Genomic DNA, 17,189 nt, shown 5'->3' on the forward strand with positions numbered 1-17,189 from the left:
GGGCCTGACGCGTATGTGTTCAGAAGTGTAGTGGTGCCCGGCGGCACTTCCGCGCCGCTCCGGAAGGATCACCCTTCCGAGTAGAGAGCGCCTCCGGTGGAACAGCTCCTGCGGCGATCGAGGAGCGGAGTCCGGGGCGGCGCCCCGAAACCGGGCCGGGGGCGGAGCCCCGAGAAGGGACTCCGCCCACGACCGGCCGGAGAGTCAGGCCCGGGCCGACAAGGCCCGAGAAACCCGACCCCGCGAGCGGCCGGCGCTCACGCCTCGTCGTCCACCCAGGACATGAGCTTGCGCAGCTCCTTGCCGGTGGTCTCGAGCAGGTGGTTCTCGTCCTGCGTCTTGTACTCGTTGTACTTCTTCAGACCACCGTGGTACTCGTCCATCCAGTTCTTGGCGAACGTACCGTCCTGGATCTCGCCCAGGATCTTCTTCATCTCGACCTTGGTCTGGTCCGTGATGATCCGCGGGCCCGAGACGTAGTCGCCCCACTCCGCGGTCTCGGAGATCGACCAGCGCATCTTCTCCAGGCCGCCCTCGTACATGAGGTCCACGATCAGCTTGAGCTCGTGGAGGCACTCGAAGTACGCGATCTCCGGCTGGTAACCGGCCTCGGTCAGCGTCTCGAAGCCCGCCTTCACCAGCGCCGCGGTACCGCCGCAGAGCACCGCCTGCTCACCGAACAGGTCGGTCTCGGCCTCCTCGGTGAAGGTGGTCTTGATGACGCCGGCACGAGTGCCGCCGATGCCCTTCGCGTACGACAGGGCGAGCGCGAAGCCGTTGCCGCTGGCGTCCTGCTCGACGGCCGCGATACACGGAACGCCGCGGCCCTCCTCGTACTGACGACGGACGAGGTGGCCCGGGCCCTTCGGCGCGACCATGGCGACGTCCACGTTGGCCGCCGGCTTGATGAAGCCGTAGCGGATGTTGAGGCCGTGGCCGAAGAACAGCGCGTCGCCGTCCTTCAGGTTGTCCTTGATGGACTCCTCGTAGACCTGGGCCTGGATCGGGTCCGGCACGAGGATCATGATGACGTCGGCCTCGGCCGAAGCCTCGGACGGCGTGACCACGCGCAGACCCTGCTCCTCGGCCTTGGCACGGGACTTGGACCCCTCGTGCAGACCGACGCGGACGTCCACACCCGAGTCGCGCAGCGACAGCGCGTGGGCGTGGCCCTGGCTGCCGTAACCGATGACCGCGACCTTGCGGCCCTGGATGATGGACAGGTCGGCGTCGTCGTCGTAGAACAGCTCGGCCACTGGGCTTCTCCTTGGTGTAGCGATGCTTGGGTCCCACCGTACGGCGGGGCCGGCATGAGGTGGTGTTCGGTCTCGGGATGCGGGCGGGGGCCCGCGCCCGGCCGCGGTCTGACGGTCCTGGTCAGGCGCTGCGGTCGAGGGCGCGCAGCGAACGGTCCGTGATGGACCGGGCGCCGCGGCCTATGGCGATCGTGCCGGACTGGACGAGCTCCTTGATGCCGAAGGGTTCCAGCATCTTGAGCATCGCCTCCAGCTTGTCGCTCGATCCGGTGGCCTCGATGGTGACGGCCTCGGGTGAGACGTCGACCGTCTTGGCGCGGAAGAGCTGGACGATCTCGACGATCTGGGAGCGTGTCTCGTTGTCGGCACGCACCTTCACCAGAACGAGTTCGCGCTGGACGGCTCCGCCGTCCTCCAGTTCCACGATCTTCAGGACGTTGACCAGCTTGTTGAGCTGCTTGGTGACCTGTTCGAGCGGAAGGTCCTCGACATTCACGACGATGGTGATGCGGGAGATGTCGGGGTGCTCGGTGACGCCGACGGCGAGCGAATCGATGTTGAAGCCGCGGCGGGAGAAGAGGGCGGCGATCCTGGCGAGGATGCCGGGGGTGTTCTCGACGAGAACGGAGAGCGTGTGCCTGGTCATGTCGTTCGGTCTCTCTTTCGCTCTCAGTCGTCTGCGCTGTCGCCGAAGTCGGGGCGGACGCCCCTGGCTGCCATGACTTCGTCGTTGGAGGTGCCGGCGGCGACCATCGGCCACACCTGGGCGTCCTCGTGGACGATGAAGTCGACGACCACGGGCCGGTCGTTGATCTCGTTCGCCTTGGCGATCACCGCGTCGAGTTCGGCGGGGTCCTCGCAGCGCAGCGCGACACAGCCCATCGCCTCGGCCAGCTTCACGAAGTCCGGGACGCGGGTGCCCTTGGTGGCGCCCGCACTGGCGCCGACCTGGGAGCCCGGGAGCGAGCCGGTGTCCTCACCGTGCAGCACGGTGTTCGAGTAGCGGCCGTCGAAGAACAGGTTCTGCCACTGGCGGACCATGCCGAGGACGCCGTTGTTGATGATGGCGACCTTGATCGGGATGTTGTTGAGCGCGCAGGTGGTCAGTTCCTGGTTGGTCATCTGGAAGCAGCCGTCGCCGTCGATCGCCCAGACCGGTGCCTCCGGCCGGCCGGCCTTGGCTCCCATCGCCGCGGGGACGGCGTAGCCCATGGTCCCGGCGCCGCCCGAGTTCAGCCAGGTGGCGGGCTTCTCGTACTGGATGAAGTGCGCGGCCCACATCTGGTGCTGACCGACGCCGGCGACGAAGACCGTGTCCTCGGGGGCGAGTTGGCCGATGCGCTGGATGACCTGCTGCGGCGAGAGACTGCCGTCCTCGGGGAGGTCGTAGCTGAGCGGGTACGTGTCGCGCCAGCGGGACAGGTCGGACCACCAGGCTGCGTACCCGCCGAGGGCGGCCTCACCGGCGTTGCCCTCGCTGTGCTCGGCCTGGACGGCCTGCACCAGGTCGGCGATGACCTCGCGGGCGTCGCCGACGATCGGCACGTCGGCGGCGCGGTTCTTGCCGATCTCGGCGGGGTCGATGTCGGCGTGCACGACCTTGGCGTACGGGGCGAAGCTGTCCAGCTTGCCGGTGACCCGGTCGTCGAAGCGGGCTCCGAGGGCGACGATCAGGTCGGCCTTCTGCAGCGCGGTGACGGCGGTGACCGAACCGTGCATGCCCGGCATCCCCACGTGCAGCGGGTGGCTGTCGGGGAATGCGCCCAGTGCCATCAGGGTGGTGATGACGGGTGCCTGAGTGAGCTCGGCGAGGACCTTCAGCTCGGCGGTGGCGCCGGCCTTGAGCACGCCGCCTCCGACGTAGAGGGCGGGGCGCTTGGCCTGGGTGATGAGCTTCGCGGCCTCGCGGATCTGCTTGGCGTGCGGCTTCGTCACAGGCCGGTAGCCGGGCAGGTCGTTGACCGGCGGCCACTGGAAGGGGGCGCGGAGCTGCAGTGCGTCCTTCGCGATGTCGACGAGGACCGGGCCCGGGCGGCCGGTGGAGGCGATGTGGAAGGCCTCCGCGATGGTGCGCGGGATGTCCTCGGCCTTGGTGACCAGGAAGTTGTGCTTGGTCACCGGCATCGTGATGCCGACGATGTCCGCCTCCTGGAAGGCGTCCGTACCGATGGCCTTGCTGGCGACCTGACCGGTGATCGCGACGAGCGGCACGGAGTCCATGTGCGCGTCGGCGATCGGGGTGACCAGGTTGGTGGCGCCGGGACCCGAAGTGGCCATGCACACCCCGACCTTGCCGGTGGCCTGCGCGTAACCGGTGGCCGCGTGACCCGCACCCTGCTCGTGCCGCACCAGGACGTGCCGGACCTTCGAGGAGTCCATGAGCGGGTCGTAGGCCGGCATGATCGCGCCGCCGGGGATACCGAATACCGTGTCGGCGCCCACTTCCTCGAGGGAACGGATGAGGGCCTGCGCGCCCGTCAACTGCTGGACGGCGGACTGCGGTCCCTGGTTGCGGGGCCGCGGCTGCGGATTGTGGGCCCCGGTGGCCTGCTCGGTCATCGGCATTCTCTTCTCGAAGCTAAGGGGGTTTTGCGAGGGTATGTGAGGTGCCAGTGCAACAAAAAACCCCTCGTGCCCTGAGGCAAGCGAGGGGAGCGCGCCGGTGCGGTCGCTGAGCGTTCAGTGGGCTCAGCTTCAGCCGACGCGCTTTCCAAGTACGAGAATTCGGGTGCGCATGGCACAGACCTTCCCTCCGTCCGACAGTGACTGTCAAGTGGGTGGGACGGCCGTCTCATTATGTGAGCGGTCCACCTGCCGGCCGATGAACACCTGGTCGGTGGGGTCGAGAGGCAGCGGACAGGAGCCCACGGCCAGGGCGCGGCGCAGCCGGTGCTCGTCGAGCGGGCCGGAGAACGCCATGCCCTGGCCGTGCGTACACCCCATCGACCGCAGGACGAGCACCTGCTCGGGCCGGTCGACACCGTCGGCGACCGAGCGCACGCCGAGATCCTTGGCGATACGCAGCAGACCGCTGGTGATCTTGTGCAGCCTGGCCGACTCCACCACACCTTCGACCAGCGAGCGGTCCAGCTTGAGCACGTCCACGGGCAGCCGGTGCAGGGCGGTGATCGCCGCGTTGCCGTTCCCGAATCCGTCCAGGGCGATCTGGACGCCGAGCCGGCGCAGCGCCGCCAGGCGGCGCTCCAGGTCGTCGAGCGGTACGCCGGGGTCGTGGTCGGCCAGTTCGACGACGAGCGCTCCGGACGGCAGGCCGTACCGGGTCAGGAGTGCCTCTATCGAGCCGGGAGGGGCGGAACGGTCGAGCAGCCGCCGGGCTGTCATCCGGACCGATACCGGTACGGCGTGACCGGTCGCCGCCCGCTCGGCGGCCTGCGCCACCGCCTCCTCGAGCGTCCAGCGGCCGAGCTCCCGGGTGCGGTCGCTGTCGTCCGCGACCCGCATGAACTCTGCCGGGGTGAAGAGCAGGCCTTGGGCGGAGCGCCAGCGCGCCTGCGCGGCGACGGCCGTGATCCGGCCGGTGGACAGGGACACCACGGGCTGGTGCAGCAGGGCGAACTCGCCGTCGTCGAGGGCCGAGCGCAGTCGCGTGGCGAGCTTGGCCCGGCGGACCACCTCGGCCTGCATCTGCGGCGCGTAGAGCACGACCTGGCCCTTGCCGGCCGCCTTCGCCCGGTACATCGCCAGGTCCGCGTTCCGCAAAAGTTCGCCGGCCGAGAGGCCGGGGTCGGCGAACGCGACACCGATCGAGGCGGCTACGCGTACATCCTCGTTCTCGATGCGGTACGGCAGTGAGAGGGTCTGGCGCAACCGGTCGGCCAGCTCCAGGATGTGGCGCTCGCGGGCGGCGCGGTCGCGTGTGCCGTCGCCGACGATGAGGGCGGCGAACTCGTCTCCGCCCAGACGGGCCGCGGTGTCGCTGGAGCGTACGGATTCGGCCAGTCTGCGGGCGGCCTGGATCAGGAGTTCGTCACCTGCGAGGTGGCCGATGGTGTCGTTGACCGCCTTGAATCCGTCGAGGTCGATGAAGAGCACCGCGGTGCCGCGGTCGGTGCTGCGGCGGCCGGTGAGCGCCTGGGTGACCTGGCCGGTGAACAGGGACCGGTTGGGCAGGTCGGTGAGCGGGTCGTGCTCCGCATTGTGCTGCAACTGGGCCTGCAGGCGGACCCGTTCGGTCACGTCACGGCTGTTGAGGATGAGGCCGCCGTGGTGGCGGTTGACCGTCGACTCCACGTTCAGCCAGTCGCCCTCGCCCGACCTGAAGCGGCATTCGATCCGGGTGGTCGGCTCGATCACCGGGCTCGCCGTGAGGAACCGGCGGATCTCGTGCGCGAAGCGGCCCAGGTCCTCGGGGTGGATCAGCGTGGCCAGTTCGGATCCGACGAGGTCGTCGGCCTCACGCCCCCAGACACCCGCGGCCGCCGGACTGACGTAGCGCAGAATGCCGTTGGGCGCGGCGATCATGATGACGTCGCTCGATCCCTGGACCAGGGAGCGGAAGTGGTTCTCCTTCTGGGCCAGTTCCTGGGTGAGCGTGATGTTGTCCAGGAGCATGATCGCCTGCCGGACCACCAGGGCGAGGACCACGGTGCAGGCGGTGAAGAGGACCACCTGGTCCACCCGACGGTCGTTGACAGCGTTGTACAGCATGCCCAACGTGCAGACCGCGGCGGCCAGATACGGGGTGAGAGCGGCGAGTGAACCGCCGATCTGGCGGCTCGGACGGGCACTCACCCGGTCGGAGCGCACACGGTCGGTGTCCGGGTGTTCCGGCTTGGACGCGACCCAGGGGGCGTACGCGAGGAGCAGTGAGCCCGCGAACCAGCCGGCATCCAGGATCTGCCCCGAGTGATACGTCTGGCGCAGCAGCGGCGAGGTGAACAGCGCGTCGCACAGGACCGTCAACGCCAGTGCGGCGATGGCCGTGTTGATCGCGGAGCGATGCGCCGACGAACGCCGGAAGTGCAGGGCGAGCACCATGCTGACGAGCACGATGTCCAGCATCGGATAGGCCAGTGAGAGCGCCGCGTGCGGGACGCTGCGGTCGTCGAACTGGGCGGTGTGCGCGAGCGCGAGGGACCAGGAGATGGTGAGCAGCGAGCCGCCGATCAGCCAGGAGTCGAGGCCGAGGCAGACCCAACCCGCGCGCGTGACAGGGCGCTTGGCCAGGACGAGCAGGCCGATGATGGCCGGCGGCGCGAAGCAGAGGAAGAACAGGTCGGCCGAGCTCGGGCTCGGCACCGGGCGGCCGAGCACCACCTCGTACCAACCCCAGACCGCGTTCCCCAGGGATGCCATGGCCGAGGAGAGGGAGAACAGAAGCCAGGCGGGTCGAAAGCGGCTCCGCCGGGTGCGGCTGTAGAGATAGCAGGAGACCGCGGCCACCGCGGCGGCCGCACTGAGTCCGAAGTCGCCCATGAACAGGGCCAGTCGGGGCGACCCCCACCCGAGGGCGGCACCGGTCGCGTATCCCGCGCAGACCAGTGCCAGGAGCAACTGGGGGACGAGGCCGGTCCGACCGCGGCCGACGACCCGGCCGCCGGCCAGCATCATCCCGGGGGAAGTCACCGCTCCGCCCGTTTCCGTACGGAGCTGGTCCTCCTCCGGCACCCCCGAAGCCTGTGTCGGTGGGCCTGGGTACGGGAGGAGCGCCTTCGTCGGCTCTTCCGCGTCGGATCGTCCGTCCATCGGCCGTGCATCGCCCGTCGCCCCCCTCGCCATCCTGTGTGCCCACGGCGCCGAACTGCGCGCGGCGCAACCCCAGTCGGGACGATACACCAGTTTGGTCACTCAGGGACATAGCCTCTCTACGCTCCGTGACGACCAGGGACGATGCGGATACTCGACGCATCCGGGCGGGTGCGGAGGGTGCCCGAACGCCGGATTTCGCGCCCCGACTCGCCCCGCTGACGGGGCGGCGAGCGGCGGTCGCTACTCCGTCGTCAGGACGACGTTCTCCACCGGTTCCCCGGCCGCGTACCGCGTCAACTGACCGGCGAGCAGCCGCTTGGCACGGGGCAGGAAGGCCGAGGTGCTCCCGCCGACGTGCGGGCTGATGAGGAGGTTCGGAGCATGCCACAACGGGTGCCCGGCAGGCAGGGGTTCGGGGTTGGTGACGTCGAGAGCGGCGTTGAGGCGTCCGCGCTCCAGTTCCGTCAGCAGGGCCGAGGTGTCGACGACGCCCCCGCGCGCGACGTTCACCAGAAGTGAGCCGTCCTTCATCCCGGCCAGGAACTCTGCGTCCACCAGGCCCCTCGTCGCCGAGGTGAGCGGCGTCGAGAGGATCACCACGTCGGCCTCCGGCAGAAGAGCCGGCAGCTCGGAGAGAGGGTGCACTTCGCCGCGCTCCGTGGTGCGGGCGGAGCGCGCGACGCGTGCCACCCGCGCGCATTCGAAGGGCGCGAGCCGGTCCTCGATCGCCGCGCCGATCGACCCGTAGCCGACGATCAGTACGGACTTGTCGGCGAGTGCGGGGTAGAAGCCGGAACGCCAGTCCTCGGAGTCCTGGCCGCGGACGAAACCCGGGATGCCCCGCAGCGAAGCGAGGACGAGGGCGATCGTGAGCTCCGCGGTCGAGGCCTCGTGCACCCCGCGCGCGTTGCAGAGCCTCACGCCGGACGGCAACGAGCCGATTCCCGGCTGGACATGGTCGATACCGGCCGACAGCGTCTGCACCACCCGAACCGACGTCATCGCGGACAGCGGCCGCACGGCGACGTCGGAGCCCTTCATATAAGGGACCACGTAGAAGGCACACTCGGCCGGGTCGGCGGGGTAGTCGGGGCCGCCGTCCCAGAAGCGGTAGCCGAGTCCCTGCGGGAGTCCGTCGATGTCCTTGGCGGCAAAGGGGAGCCATACGTCTGCGGTCATGGTCAGGAGGCTAATGCGCCTGGGTTGCGGCCTTTCGGGCGGGCGTACGACTGCGGGCGTACGGCTGTCGGCGGCAAGGGTTAGTTTGGGGGCGCATCACTACAGGGAGGGCACGGGCCGGTGGAGCGCAGGACGATCGGGGCGGCGGCGCTCGAGGTGGGTGCGGTCGGCCTCGGGTGCATGCCGATGAGCTGGGCGTACACCGGGTCCCAGCAGCGCGGCGAGGAGTCCCTGCGGGCCGTGCACACAGCGCTCGACGCGGGGGTGAACCTGCTCGACACCGCGGACATGTACGGCCCGTTCACCAACGAGCTGCTGATCGGCCGCGTACTCAAGGAGCGGCGCGCCGACGCTTTCGTGTCCACCAAGTGCGGGCTGCTCGTCGGCGAGCAGCACATCGTGGCCAACGGCCGCCCCGGGTACGTCAAACGGGCCTGCGACGCCTCGCTGCGGCGGCTCGGTACCGACGTCATCGACCTCTACCAGCTGCACCGGGCCGATCCCGAGGTCCCGGTCGAGGAGACCTGGGGCGCGATGGCCGAACTGGTCGCCGCCGGCAAGGTCCGCGCGCTCGGCCTCAGCGCGCTCGGCGCCCGGTCCGGACGCCGGGCGGGTGCCCGTCTGCATGACGGAACGATCCGCCAACTGCGGCGGGTGCAGCAGGTGTTCCCGGTGAGCACGGTGCAGGCCGAGCTTTCGGTGTGGTCGCCCGACGCACTGGACGCGCTGTTGCCGTGGTGCCAGGCGCGCGGGGTGGGCTTCCTGGCGGCCATGCCGCTGGGGAACGGTTTCCTCACGGGCACGCTCAAGCCGGGGCAGGGCTTCGAGCCGGACGACGTGCGGGCCCGGCATCCGCGGTTCACCGCGGAGATGATGGCCGCCAACCAGCCGATCCTGGTGGGGTTGCGGCGGATCGCGGAGCGCCACGGGGCCGAGGTGACCGAGGCGCAGGTGGCGCTCGCGTGGGTGCTGTCGCGCGGGCCGCACGTGGTGCCGGTGCCGGGTACGAAGCGGGAGCGGTGGGCGAGGGAGAACGCGGCGGCGGCCGAACTGCACCTGACTCCCGAGGATCTGGCGGAGATCGCCGGGCTGCCGGTGGCGCAGGGGTCCTGGGAGTGAGGGGCGCTGCTGGCGTCGCGGCGCCGTGTCGGCAACCTGCGCATCGATCGCTGAATCGCTGACGTGCCCGTCCTGCGCCGTTGAGTGTGCGGGGCCGGTGGTGTCCTCGCCCCCCGCGGCTCGTGGTGCCGGCCGGTGGCGTGCGCGTAATCCGCATGCGCGCCGCAGGGCGGCGCGGGCATCCTGAGGTGATGCAGAACGGTTCAGCGCACGAGGGGCGGACGGTCCAGGTCTCCAAATACCTCTCTCAGCACCTGCGGCATCGGCCCGAGCGGATCGGCCTGGTACTCGATGCACAGGGCTGGGTGGCGATCGACACTCTGATCGCCGCGGCCTCCGCGGACGGCTTCGCCTTCACCCGGGCCGAGTTGGAGCACGCGGTGGCCCACAACGACAAGCGGCGATTCGCCGTGGACGGTGACCGGATCCGCGCGAGCCAGGGGCACACCGTGCCGGTGGATCTGGGGCTGGTCCCCGCCGTACCGCCCGCGTCCCTGTTCCACGGCACCGTGGCCCGCAGCCTGGACGCGATCCGGGCCGAGGGACTGCGTCCGATGGCCCGCCACGACGTGCATCTCTCCGCGGACCGCGAGACCGCGACCCGAGTCGGTGCGCGACGCGGCCGGCCTGTCGTACTCACGGTGTCCGCGGGGGCGATGCACCGTGCCGGGCACGAGTTCCGGTTGAGCGCGAACGGCGTGTGGCTGACCGCGTCGGTTCCGGTGGATCATCTCCGGTTTCCCGGCTGAACGCGCGGCGGGGCGTTCAGCCGGGCGCGCGAGCATCGGCCGGATCGCTGTGGGCGCTGTGGGCGCTGTGGGCGCTGTGGGCGCTGTGGGCGCTGAGTCTGCGGACTGGGTACGCGGTATCGGCTATGCCGTGATCGGGAACCCTTCGGGCGCCTGCGGTGTATGAAGAGTGGAAGATGCAGCCGCCGAAGGGATTGTGCCGTGCGACGTCCAGCTCTGACGGCCGTGTTGATCACTGCCGCACTCCTGCTCACCGCCTGCTCGGGCGGCGGCGACTCGGAGCCGTCCGACGACACCGGCTCGGAGTCGGGCCCCAGCCGTTCCGGCGGTAGCGCCAGGCCGGATTCCGAGACACCACCGGAGAAAGGCTCGGCGAAGGTCACCCGCACCGTGACCACAGGTCTGAAGTCACCGTGGGGCCTGGCCCCGCTGCCGGGCGGCGACCTCCTGGTCTCCTCGCGCGACGAGGCGACGATCACCCGTATCGACGAGGACACGGGGAAGAAGATCCTGCTCGGCAGCGTGCCCGGGGTCGCGTCCGAGGGCGAGGGCGGCCTGATGGGCCTCGCCCTCTCCCCCACCTTCGGCGCGGACCACCAGGTGTACGCGTACTTCACCACGGAGTCGGACAACCGCATCGTCCGCATGCTCTACGACGAGAAGAAGCCCAAGGGTCAGCAGCTCAGCGCCCCCGACACGGTCTTCAAGGGCATCCCGAAGGGCCATGTGCACAACGGCGGCCGCATCGCCTTCGGCCCCGACAAGATGCTCTACGCGGGCACGGGAGAAACGGGCGACACCGGTCAGGCCCAGGACAAGAAGTCCCTCGGCGGCAAGATCCTGCGGATGACTCCCGAGGGCGAGCCCGCCGACGGCAATCCCGAATCGGACTCGGTGGTCTATTCGTACGGCCACCGAAACGTGCAGGGCCTTGCCTGGGACAAGAAGCAGCGGCTCTGGGCGGCCGAATTCGGCCAGGACACCTGGGACGAGCTGAACGCGATCGGTCCGGGCAAGAACTACGGCTGGCCCGAGATCGAGGGCAAGGGGGACGACACGAGTTACGTCGACCCGGTCGCCCAGTGGAAGACGTCCGACGCCTCACCGAGCGGGATCGCCTGGTCGAAGGGGTCGGTGTGGATGGCCGGCCTGGGCGGCGAGCGGCTCTGGCGGATCCCGCTGGACGGCACGAAGCCCGTCGCCGACCCGGAGGCCTTCCTCGAGGGCAAGTACGGCCGGCTGCGCACCGTGGTGGCCGCGGGGACGGACAAGCTCTGGGTGGTGACCAATGAGACCGATTCGCGCGGTACGCCGGAGAAGGGAGACGACCGGATCCTGGAGGTACAGGTGAAGTAGGAGGTCACAGCTCCGTAAGACGTCGGGCGACGAGTGTCCGGTACGCCGGGGTTACGCTGAATTGACGAGTCCCTCGGGCGTGGGTGGTGCGGGGGCAGTGAGGACCGGGGCACGAAAGATCGGAGGGGGACGGAGATGTTCAACCTGATCGAGGAGCTCTTCTCGCCGGGGCGCAAGCACACGAACGAAGAGCGCAAGCGTCTGGAACTGACCCGTGTCGACCTGAACGACGGCGACCCCGGCAAGGGCCCGATAGACCTGACATCGGGGCGCGTGGTCGTACGCGTACCGGACCAGGCACCGACCGAACGAACCTCCCAGGCAGCCGCCCCTCAGGCGTCGGACGAGCCTTCGTCCTCGGGGCCCACAGAGAGTTCCTCGGACGTCCGGGGCCCGGGCTCTCCGGACCGTCAGGCCTGACGAGGTCGGGTATCCGGCCCCGATGCGGGGCGGGGGTGGCCGGATCGGGTCAGGACGCGGATGTCGCCGCGCCGGGCAGGGCCACCAGGCGTAGGCGGTGCGCGAGGGCCGCGGCCTCGGTGCGGCCGGAGACGTTGAGTTTGGCCAGGATGTTGGAGACGTGGACGCTCGCGGTCTTCGGCGAGATGAAGAGTTCCTCGGCGATCTGCCGGTTACTGCGTCCGGCGGCCACCAGGGCGAGTACGTCCCGTTCCCGGCTGGTGAGCCCGAAGGACTCGGCGGCATCAACGGGGGGCTGCACCTCAGGGAGGGGCGGCGTGACTGCGGCCGTCGGGTCGTCGGCCAGGGCGAGGCGCGCGCGCTGGGCCAGGAGCGCGATCTCCGCGAGCAGCGGGCGGGCGCGCAGTGCTGCGGCGATCTCGCGAGCCTCCGTCAGCAGGACGGCGGCCTGCTCTCGGGTGTCCTGTGGCGAGGTGCCCGGGTCGGGTGCCGAGGCATCGCCCGCACGTGCGGAGGCTGGTCCGGCGGACGGGTGGGCGGAGGTGGATGCTGCGCTGTCGGCGGGATGGGACAGCAGGGACTCGGCCAGGCGGACGGACACCCGGGCGATGTCGAAGGGACGGTCGGTGGGGCGTAGCGCCGCTGTGACCTCGATCCAGTCGGCGGGGGTGTCCCGGCCCTCGGCCCGCAGGAGTTCGGCGCGTACCCAGCGCTCGTGGGCCACCCAGACCGGCACCGGAGTGGCGACGCTCCTGGCGGTGGCGCGGATCCGTGCCACGGCGGCGGCGCGTCCGGACTCGGCGGCCGGCAGACCTCGGGTGTCCGCCTCGGCCTGGGCAGCGGCAAGCAGAAGCAACCAGCCGTAGCGGTGTGTGCCGGGAGGCAGGCCCGGGTCCGTGGCGTGCGCGAATGCCTCACGGGCGTCGAGAATCCGCCCTTCGGCTGCCGCGACGGCGACCGTGAGCGCCTGCAGCGGCAGGCGGAACTGCGGCTGCGGGTCGCGTTGGCCGAAGTGCTCGAAGCTCTCCGCCAAGGCCTCGGCCGCGGCGCCGACGTCGCCGCGGAAGAGGGCAAGTCGTGCCCGCCGCTCGCACGCGGTGCCACGAGGCTTGTCACTCGTCGCAATGCGTCGCGTACGGTCCGCCAGCTCGGCCGCCTCGTCCCAGCGGCCGAGGACGATGAAGGACTCCGACAGGTTGCCGAGGACCCAGGCCTCGGAATCGACGAGACCCAGCTTGCGGCAGGCGGTGAGGCCGGCCTCACCGGTCTCCACGGCCTCGGCGGAGCGGCCCACGCCTTCCAGAGCGGACGGGAGGTTGATGTGCACGCGGTCGAAGCCGGTGAGTCCTCGGCCGACGATCTGGGCGCGGACCAGGTACATCTCACTGAGACCCTCGTCGATCGCACCGGACTCGATGAGCAGGCCGCCGCGGGTGAGCCGGGCGTTCAGTTCGATGTTGTCGGCGCCGACCATGCGGGCGTACTCCACCGCCTGTTCGGCGGCGGCGAGTGTTTCGGGGCCGGGGTCGTGCAGGCTGCCCCAGCTGGCCCGGTGGGTGAGTACCTCGGCGTGCACGGGCGACGGCGGGAGGCCTCGTGTCAGCTCGAGGGCGGTGGCCGTCTCGGCCCAGCCGTCGCCGCGGCCGAGGGCCGACATGAGCCAGGAACGCTGTGTCCAGAACCAGGCGGCGCGCAGCGGGTCGGGGTCGTCGTCGATGAGTCGGATCGCCCGCTTGGTGACCTTCAGGGCACGTCCCCGCTCGCCGGCCAGGCGGCCGGCGATCACCACCTCGGCGAGCAGGTCGAGGTAGCGCAGTGGTGCGTCGTCGTCGCAGCCGCAGGGTGGGTAGCCGCCGGTGTGGTCCGCGGGCCTGAGGCCGGACCTGACGTCGTCCGGTGCGTCGTCCCAGACGTCCATCGCCCGTTCCAGGAGCCGGAGTTGCTCCGTGTAGGCATGACGGCGCCGCGCCTCGACCGAGGCCAGGAGGACGGCGGGCAGTGCTTTGGCCGCGTCGTGCGCGTGGAACCAGTAGCTGGCGAGACGGGCGGCACGCTCGTCGGCCCGGACCAGGGTCGGGTCGGATTCGAGGGCCTGTGCGTAGCGGCGGTTGAGTCGGGAGCGTTCGCCGGGCAGCAGGTCGTCGCTGACGGCCTCGCGGACGAGCGAGTGCCGGAATCGGTAGCCGTCGCCCTCGGGTGTGGCGTGCAGAAGGTTGGCTTCCACGGCCGAGCGGAGTGCGTCGAGCAGATCGTCCTCGCCGAGTCCGGCGACGGCCAGGAGCAGTTCGTACTCGACGGTGGAGCCACCCTCCGCGACGACGCGGGCCACCCGCTGGGCGTCCTCGGGGAGGGCCTCCACCCGTACGAGCAGGACGTCGCGCAGGGTGTCGGGCAGGACGGCCGGGCAGTCGTCGCTGATGCCGTCCTGGGCGCAGGCGAGTTCCTCCACGAAGAAGGCGTTGCCGTCGGAGCGCTCGAAGACGTCGTCCACCAGGGCCTGTTCGGGCTCGGCTGCCAGGATGCCGGCGAGCTGGCGGCGGACCTCGGCCCGGTTGAGCCGGGGCAGCTCCATGCGCCGGACGGTGCGGAGCCGGTCCAGCTCGGCGAGCAGCGGGCGCAGCGGGTGGCGGCGGTGGATGTCGTCGGCGCGATAGCTGGCGACGACGACGAGGCGGCCGCCCCGGAGGGTGCGGAAGAGGTAGGCGAGCAGGTTCCGGGTGGAGGCGTCGGCCCAGTGCAGGTCCTCGAGGGCGACGACCACGGTGCGGTCTGCGGTCAGCCGCTCCAGGAGCCGGACGGTGAGTTCGAAGAGGCGGGCCATGCCCTCCTCGTCGTACCGCCCGTCGGCGGAGTTGCGCGGGGCGGTCTCGCCGAGCTCGGGCAGCAGCCGGGCGAGTTCCTCCTCCTGGCCTTCGGCGGCTGCGGCGAAGGCTTCGGGCAGGCCGCGGCGCAGTTCACGCAGAGCCGTGGAGAACGGGGCGAACGGCAGCCCGTCGGCGCCGATCTCGACGCACCCGCCGGTAGCGGTCACCGCTCCGCTCTGCGCGGCCGCGGTGGCGAACTCCTCCAGGAGCCGGGTCTTGCCGACGCCCGCCTCGCCGCCGAGGAGCAGCGCCTGCGGTTCGCCTGCGGCGGCCCGGTCGAGCGCGTCGCGCAGTCGGGCGAGCTCGGCTGTACGCCCGACGAACACGGGGCTCAATGACCTGGTCTCCACGCCGCTGAGCATCGCACAGGAGTCCGACAGCGCGACACTGCCATTCCACGTGGTGGCCGGTCCCGAGGGGGCGATGGTCGGCGCCCCGACGGTTTTGACCGGTCCCCGTACGGCCCTGGCCGGCCCCCGCAGAGCTGTGGCCGGCGGCCCGACGGTGGTGGAGGGGCTCGCGGGTGAGACGGCTGCGTGGGCACGGACGGGCGTCGGAAGACCGGCAGGGGGCTCGGCCGCCTCGGTGCGGGCACTGCGGGAGCGCGTCGGGGCGTGGGTGACGGTCTGGCTGTCGGCGACCGTGTGACGGTCAGACACGGCCCGGCTGTCGGCCCCGGTCGAACCGTCGGAAACAGTCCGGCCATCGGCGACGGCGGAACTCGGGGGGCCGTCGAGTCCTGGCCGCCCCGCGCCTCCCGCCCCGGAGCCGTCGTCCCAGGGCTCCCGGCCCGCCCGCCTCCGCCCTTCGGCATCCCGCGCCGGCCGACCAGCAGCCGGCCCCGCACCGTCGGGTGCGGGGCCGGGGTCGCGGTGCGCGCTCATACCGTGCGGGGGTGACGGAGGCGCCAGGGGCGGAAGGTCACCCGCCCCTCGGTCTCTTGGTCGAGCGATTCGCGCCGCGCCTTGCGAGCCTGCGCGGCCAGCCGCTCCTTGTCGGCCTCACGGATGAGCTCGGCGTGACGGATCTCGTGCTGCGTGTACGCGTCCATCGGGTGACTCCCTGGCTTGTGGTGACATCGCGTTGAGCGATGACTCCACATTGCGCGCCCAGGTGGCGCCGCCACATCGGGAGTTCGCCGCATCTGTACGGGGGCTGGGGCCTTAGGCCGGGACTCAGGGGGCCTTAGGCGCCTCAGGGGGTGAGGCCGCGGCGGGCCGGCAGCACTAAGGCTTGCCGTTCGGATCAGCCTGGAATCAGGTCGTGTGGTCTGGTGCGGTGCCTTGGGGGCCCTCGGCCGAAGGCCGGGGGCGAGCGCCCGGTGCCGTGCCAGGCGGCGCGGCGCGGCGCTGATCCATACCACCGCTCCGGGGCGTGTCCGGAAAGCCGTGTGCGGTGCTCGCGGTGGCGGTGTCCGGTGCGTGCTCTCGGTGCGTGCTCTCGGTGCGCCGGCCGGAAGTCCTCGTACTGGACGTACTCGGGCTGCACGTACTCGGGCTATCGGGCGGTGCGGCGAGAGTGCGTGCCGGGCGCCGTGAGTGCCGTGAGTGCCGTGAGTGCCATGCAGGACTCCCCGGGCGGCACACGGCGGCACACCTAGGACACCCAGCTGGGGCGTGCTCCAGAAGTGGTCATGTCCTGGACGTCGGTGGCCTCCCCGCGGGAGGGGTCCACGCGCGCGTGGAGCACGACGTCCGCATCCGCTCGAACGCACCGCTCCACGGACCGGCTGCAGGCCGCAGGCCGCAGGCCGCAGAGGAGCGGAAAAACCGCCGGACCGGCCCGGAGCAGATACCGGACCGGCCCGATGGCGGTGCACGAAACGCGCTCAGGGGAAAGCGCGCAGGGGGGAGGACGAAAGTCAGGACGGGACGGAGGGCAGGGCGAAGATCAGGTCCGTGTACTTGGCGATCGCCAGGAGCAGACCGACCACGCCGAGCGCCACTCCGGCCCAGGCCACCGACTTGATCCACGGTGCCTGTACGCGGCCGGGCGCGCCGAACGCCGGACGAGCCAGCGCGATCACGCCCACGACCAGGGCGACCAGGGCGAAGGCTCCGCCGAACAGGGCGGTGAGCTGCCAGGAGTCGCCGTAGACCGCCTGCATCTTCGCGCCCACGTCCGCGCTCTGCGAGACGGAGCTCTCCATCTGCCCGACCAGCGCGGCGCGGTCGGAGGCCACGGTGCCGACCCAGCTACCGCTCAGGGAGACGAAACCCAGGGCGGCCGAGACGACGGCCGCCGCGCCCGTCCGCACGCCGCTGGAGGCGCGTACACCGGACTCGTCCGCGTCCGTGCCGGCCTCGGCGTCGAGGTCACCGTCGAGGTCGTCGTCGGAGTCCGCGCCGGCCTCCGCGTCCGCGGAGCCGGTCCCGCTGCTGTCGGCGTCTGCGGTCGCGGAACCGTCAGCGGCAGAGCCTTCGGCCCCGGCCTCGGTCGTGTCCGCGGCCTTCTCGTCGGCCTCCACGTTCTTGTCGTCGGCGGCCTTCCCGGCCACCTTGTCGGTGTCGGTGTCGGTCTTGGTCTCGGTGCTCATG

12 protein-coding genes are annotated in these 17,189 nt (G+C 70.9%); 4 read left to right on the forward strand and 8 right to left on the reverse strand.

Translation table 11 applies throughout. The annotated features are described in order from the left end of the window. Positions 1-257 precede the first annotated feature (257 nt). The 5 genes from ilvC to DSC45_RS17420 all read right to left on the reverse strand — a co-directional run bounded on the left by ilvC (position 258) and on the right by DSC45_RS17420 (position 8,144). Positions 258-1,256: a ketol-acid reductoisomerase gene (gene ilvC / locus DSC45_RS17400; RefSeq protein ID WP_119291938.1), complete on the reverse strand. Its 999-nt coding sequence runs from the start codon at positions 1,254-1,256 to the stop codon at positions 258-260. A gap of 121 nt (positions 1,257-1,377) precedes the next feature. Beyond that, the gene (ilvN, locus tag DSC45_RS17405) at positions 1,378-1,902 is read right to left on the reverse strand and encodes an acetolactate synthase small subunit (protein ID WP_119291940.1); all 525 of its coding nucleotides are present in this window, start codon (positions 1,900-1,902) and stop codon (positions 1,378-1,380) included. Positions 1,903-1,925: 23 nt separating this feature from the next. Then, the gene (locus tag DSC45_RS17410; RefSeq protein ID WP_119291942.1) at positions 1,926-3,821 is read right to left on the reverse strand and encodes an acetolactate synthase large subunit; all 1,896 of its coding nucleotides are present in this window, start codon (positions 3,819-3,821) and stop codon (positions 1,926-1,928) included. A gap of 204 nt (positions 3,822-4,025) precedes the next feature. Beyond that, complete coding sequence (locus DSC45_RS17415; RefSeq protein ID WP_205571366.1) at positions 4,026-6,827, reverse strand: putative bifunctional diguanylate cyclase/phosphodiesterase; 2,802 nt, start codon at positions 6,825-6,827, stop codon at positions 4,026-4,028. 378 nt (positions 6,828-7,205) lie between these two features. Beyond that, a complete protein-coding gene (locus DSC45_RS17420) occupies positions 7,206-8,144 on the reverse strand; it encodes a 2-hydroxyacid dehydrogenase (RefSeq protein WP_119291946.1) in 939 nt (312 codons plus the stop codon). A 120-nt stretch (positions 8,145-8,264) separates the two neighbouring features. On the opposite strand from DSC45_RS17420, the gene DSC45_RS17425 reads away from it, so the two are divergent. The 4 genes from DSC45_RS17425 to DSC45_RS17440 all read left to right on the forward strand — a co-directional run bounded on the left by DSC45_RS17425 (position 8,265) and on the right by DSC45_RS17440 (position 11,788). Further along, positions 8,265-9,263: an aldo/keto reductase gene (locus DSC45_RS17425; RefSeq protein WP_119291948.1), complete on the forward strand. Its 999-nt coding sequence runs from the start codon at positions 8,265-8,267 to the stop codon at positions 9,261-9,263. Between the two features lie 191 nt (positions 9,264-9,454). Then, positions 9,455-10,012: an RNA 2'-phosphotransferase gene (locus DSC45_RS17430; protein WP_119291950.1), complete on the forward strand. Its 558-nt coding sequence runs from the start codon at positions 9,455-9,457 to the stop codon at positions 10,010-10,012. A 162-nt stretch (positions 10,013-10,174) separates the two neighbouring features. Continuing rightward, on the forward strand, positions 10,175-11,368 hold the full coding sequence (locus tag DSC45_RS17435; RefSeq protein WP_119291952.1) for a PQQ-dependent sugar dehydrogenase: 1,194 nt from the start codon (positions 10,175-10,177) through the stop codon (positions 11,366-11,368). A 135-nt stretch (positions 11,369-11,503) separates the two neighbouring features. Continuing rightward, positions 11,504-11,788 (forward strand): DUF6191 domain-containing protein, encoded by a 285-nt coding sequence (locus DSC45_RS17440; RefSeq protein ID WP_119291953.1) that lies wholly within the window; start codon positions 11,504-11,506, stop codon positions 11,786-11,788. A gap of 49 nt (positions 11,789-11,837) precedes the next feature. Here DSC45_RS17440 and DSC45_RS17445 read toward each other — a convergent pair whose 3' ends face one another. From DSC45_RS17445 to DSC45_RS17455, 3 genes are all read right to left on the reverse strand, one after another. Continuing rightward, positions 11,838-15,014 carry a helix-turn-helix transcriptional regulator gene (locus tag DSC45_RS17445; RefSeq protein ID WP_119291956.1) on the reverse strand — a complete coding sequence of 1,059 codons (3,177 nt, stop codon included), beginning with the start codon at positions 15,012-15,014 and terminating at the stop codon, positions 11,838-11,840. Positions 15,015-15,532: 518 nt separating this feature from the next. Beyond that, positions 15,533-15,703, reverse strand: a complete 171-nt coding sequence (locus DSC45_RS35765) for a hypothetical protein (RefSeq protein WP_162929255.1) — start codon at positions 15,701-15,703, stop codon at positions 15,533-15,535. A gap of 810 nt (positions 15,704-16,513) precedes the next feature. Next, complete coding sequence (locus DSC45_RS17455; protein WP_240434691.1) at positions 16,514-17,188, reverse strand: hypothetical protein; 675 nt, start codon at positions 17,186-17,188, stop codon at positions 16,514-16,516. Between the last annotated feature and the right edge of the window lies 1 nt (position 17,189).

Source organism: Streptomyces sp. YIM 130001, assembly GCF_003574445.1.
Taxonomy (GTDB): Bacteria; Actinomycetota; Actinomycetes; order Streptomycetales; family Streptomycetaceae; genus Streptomyces.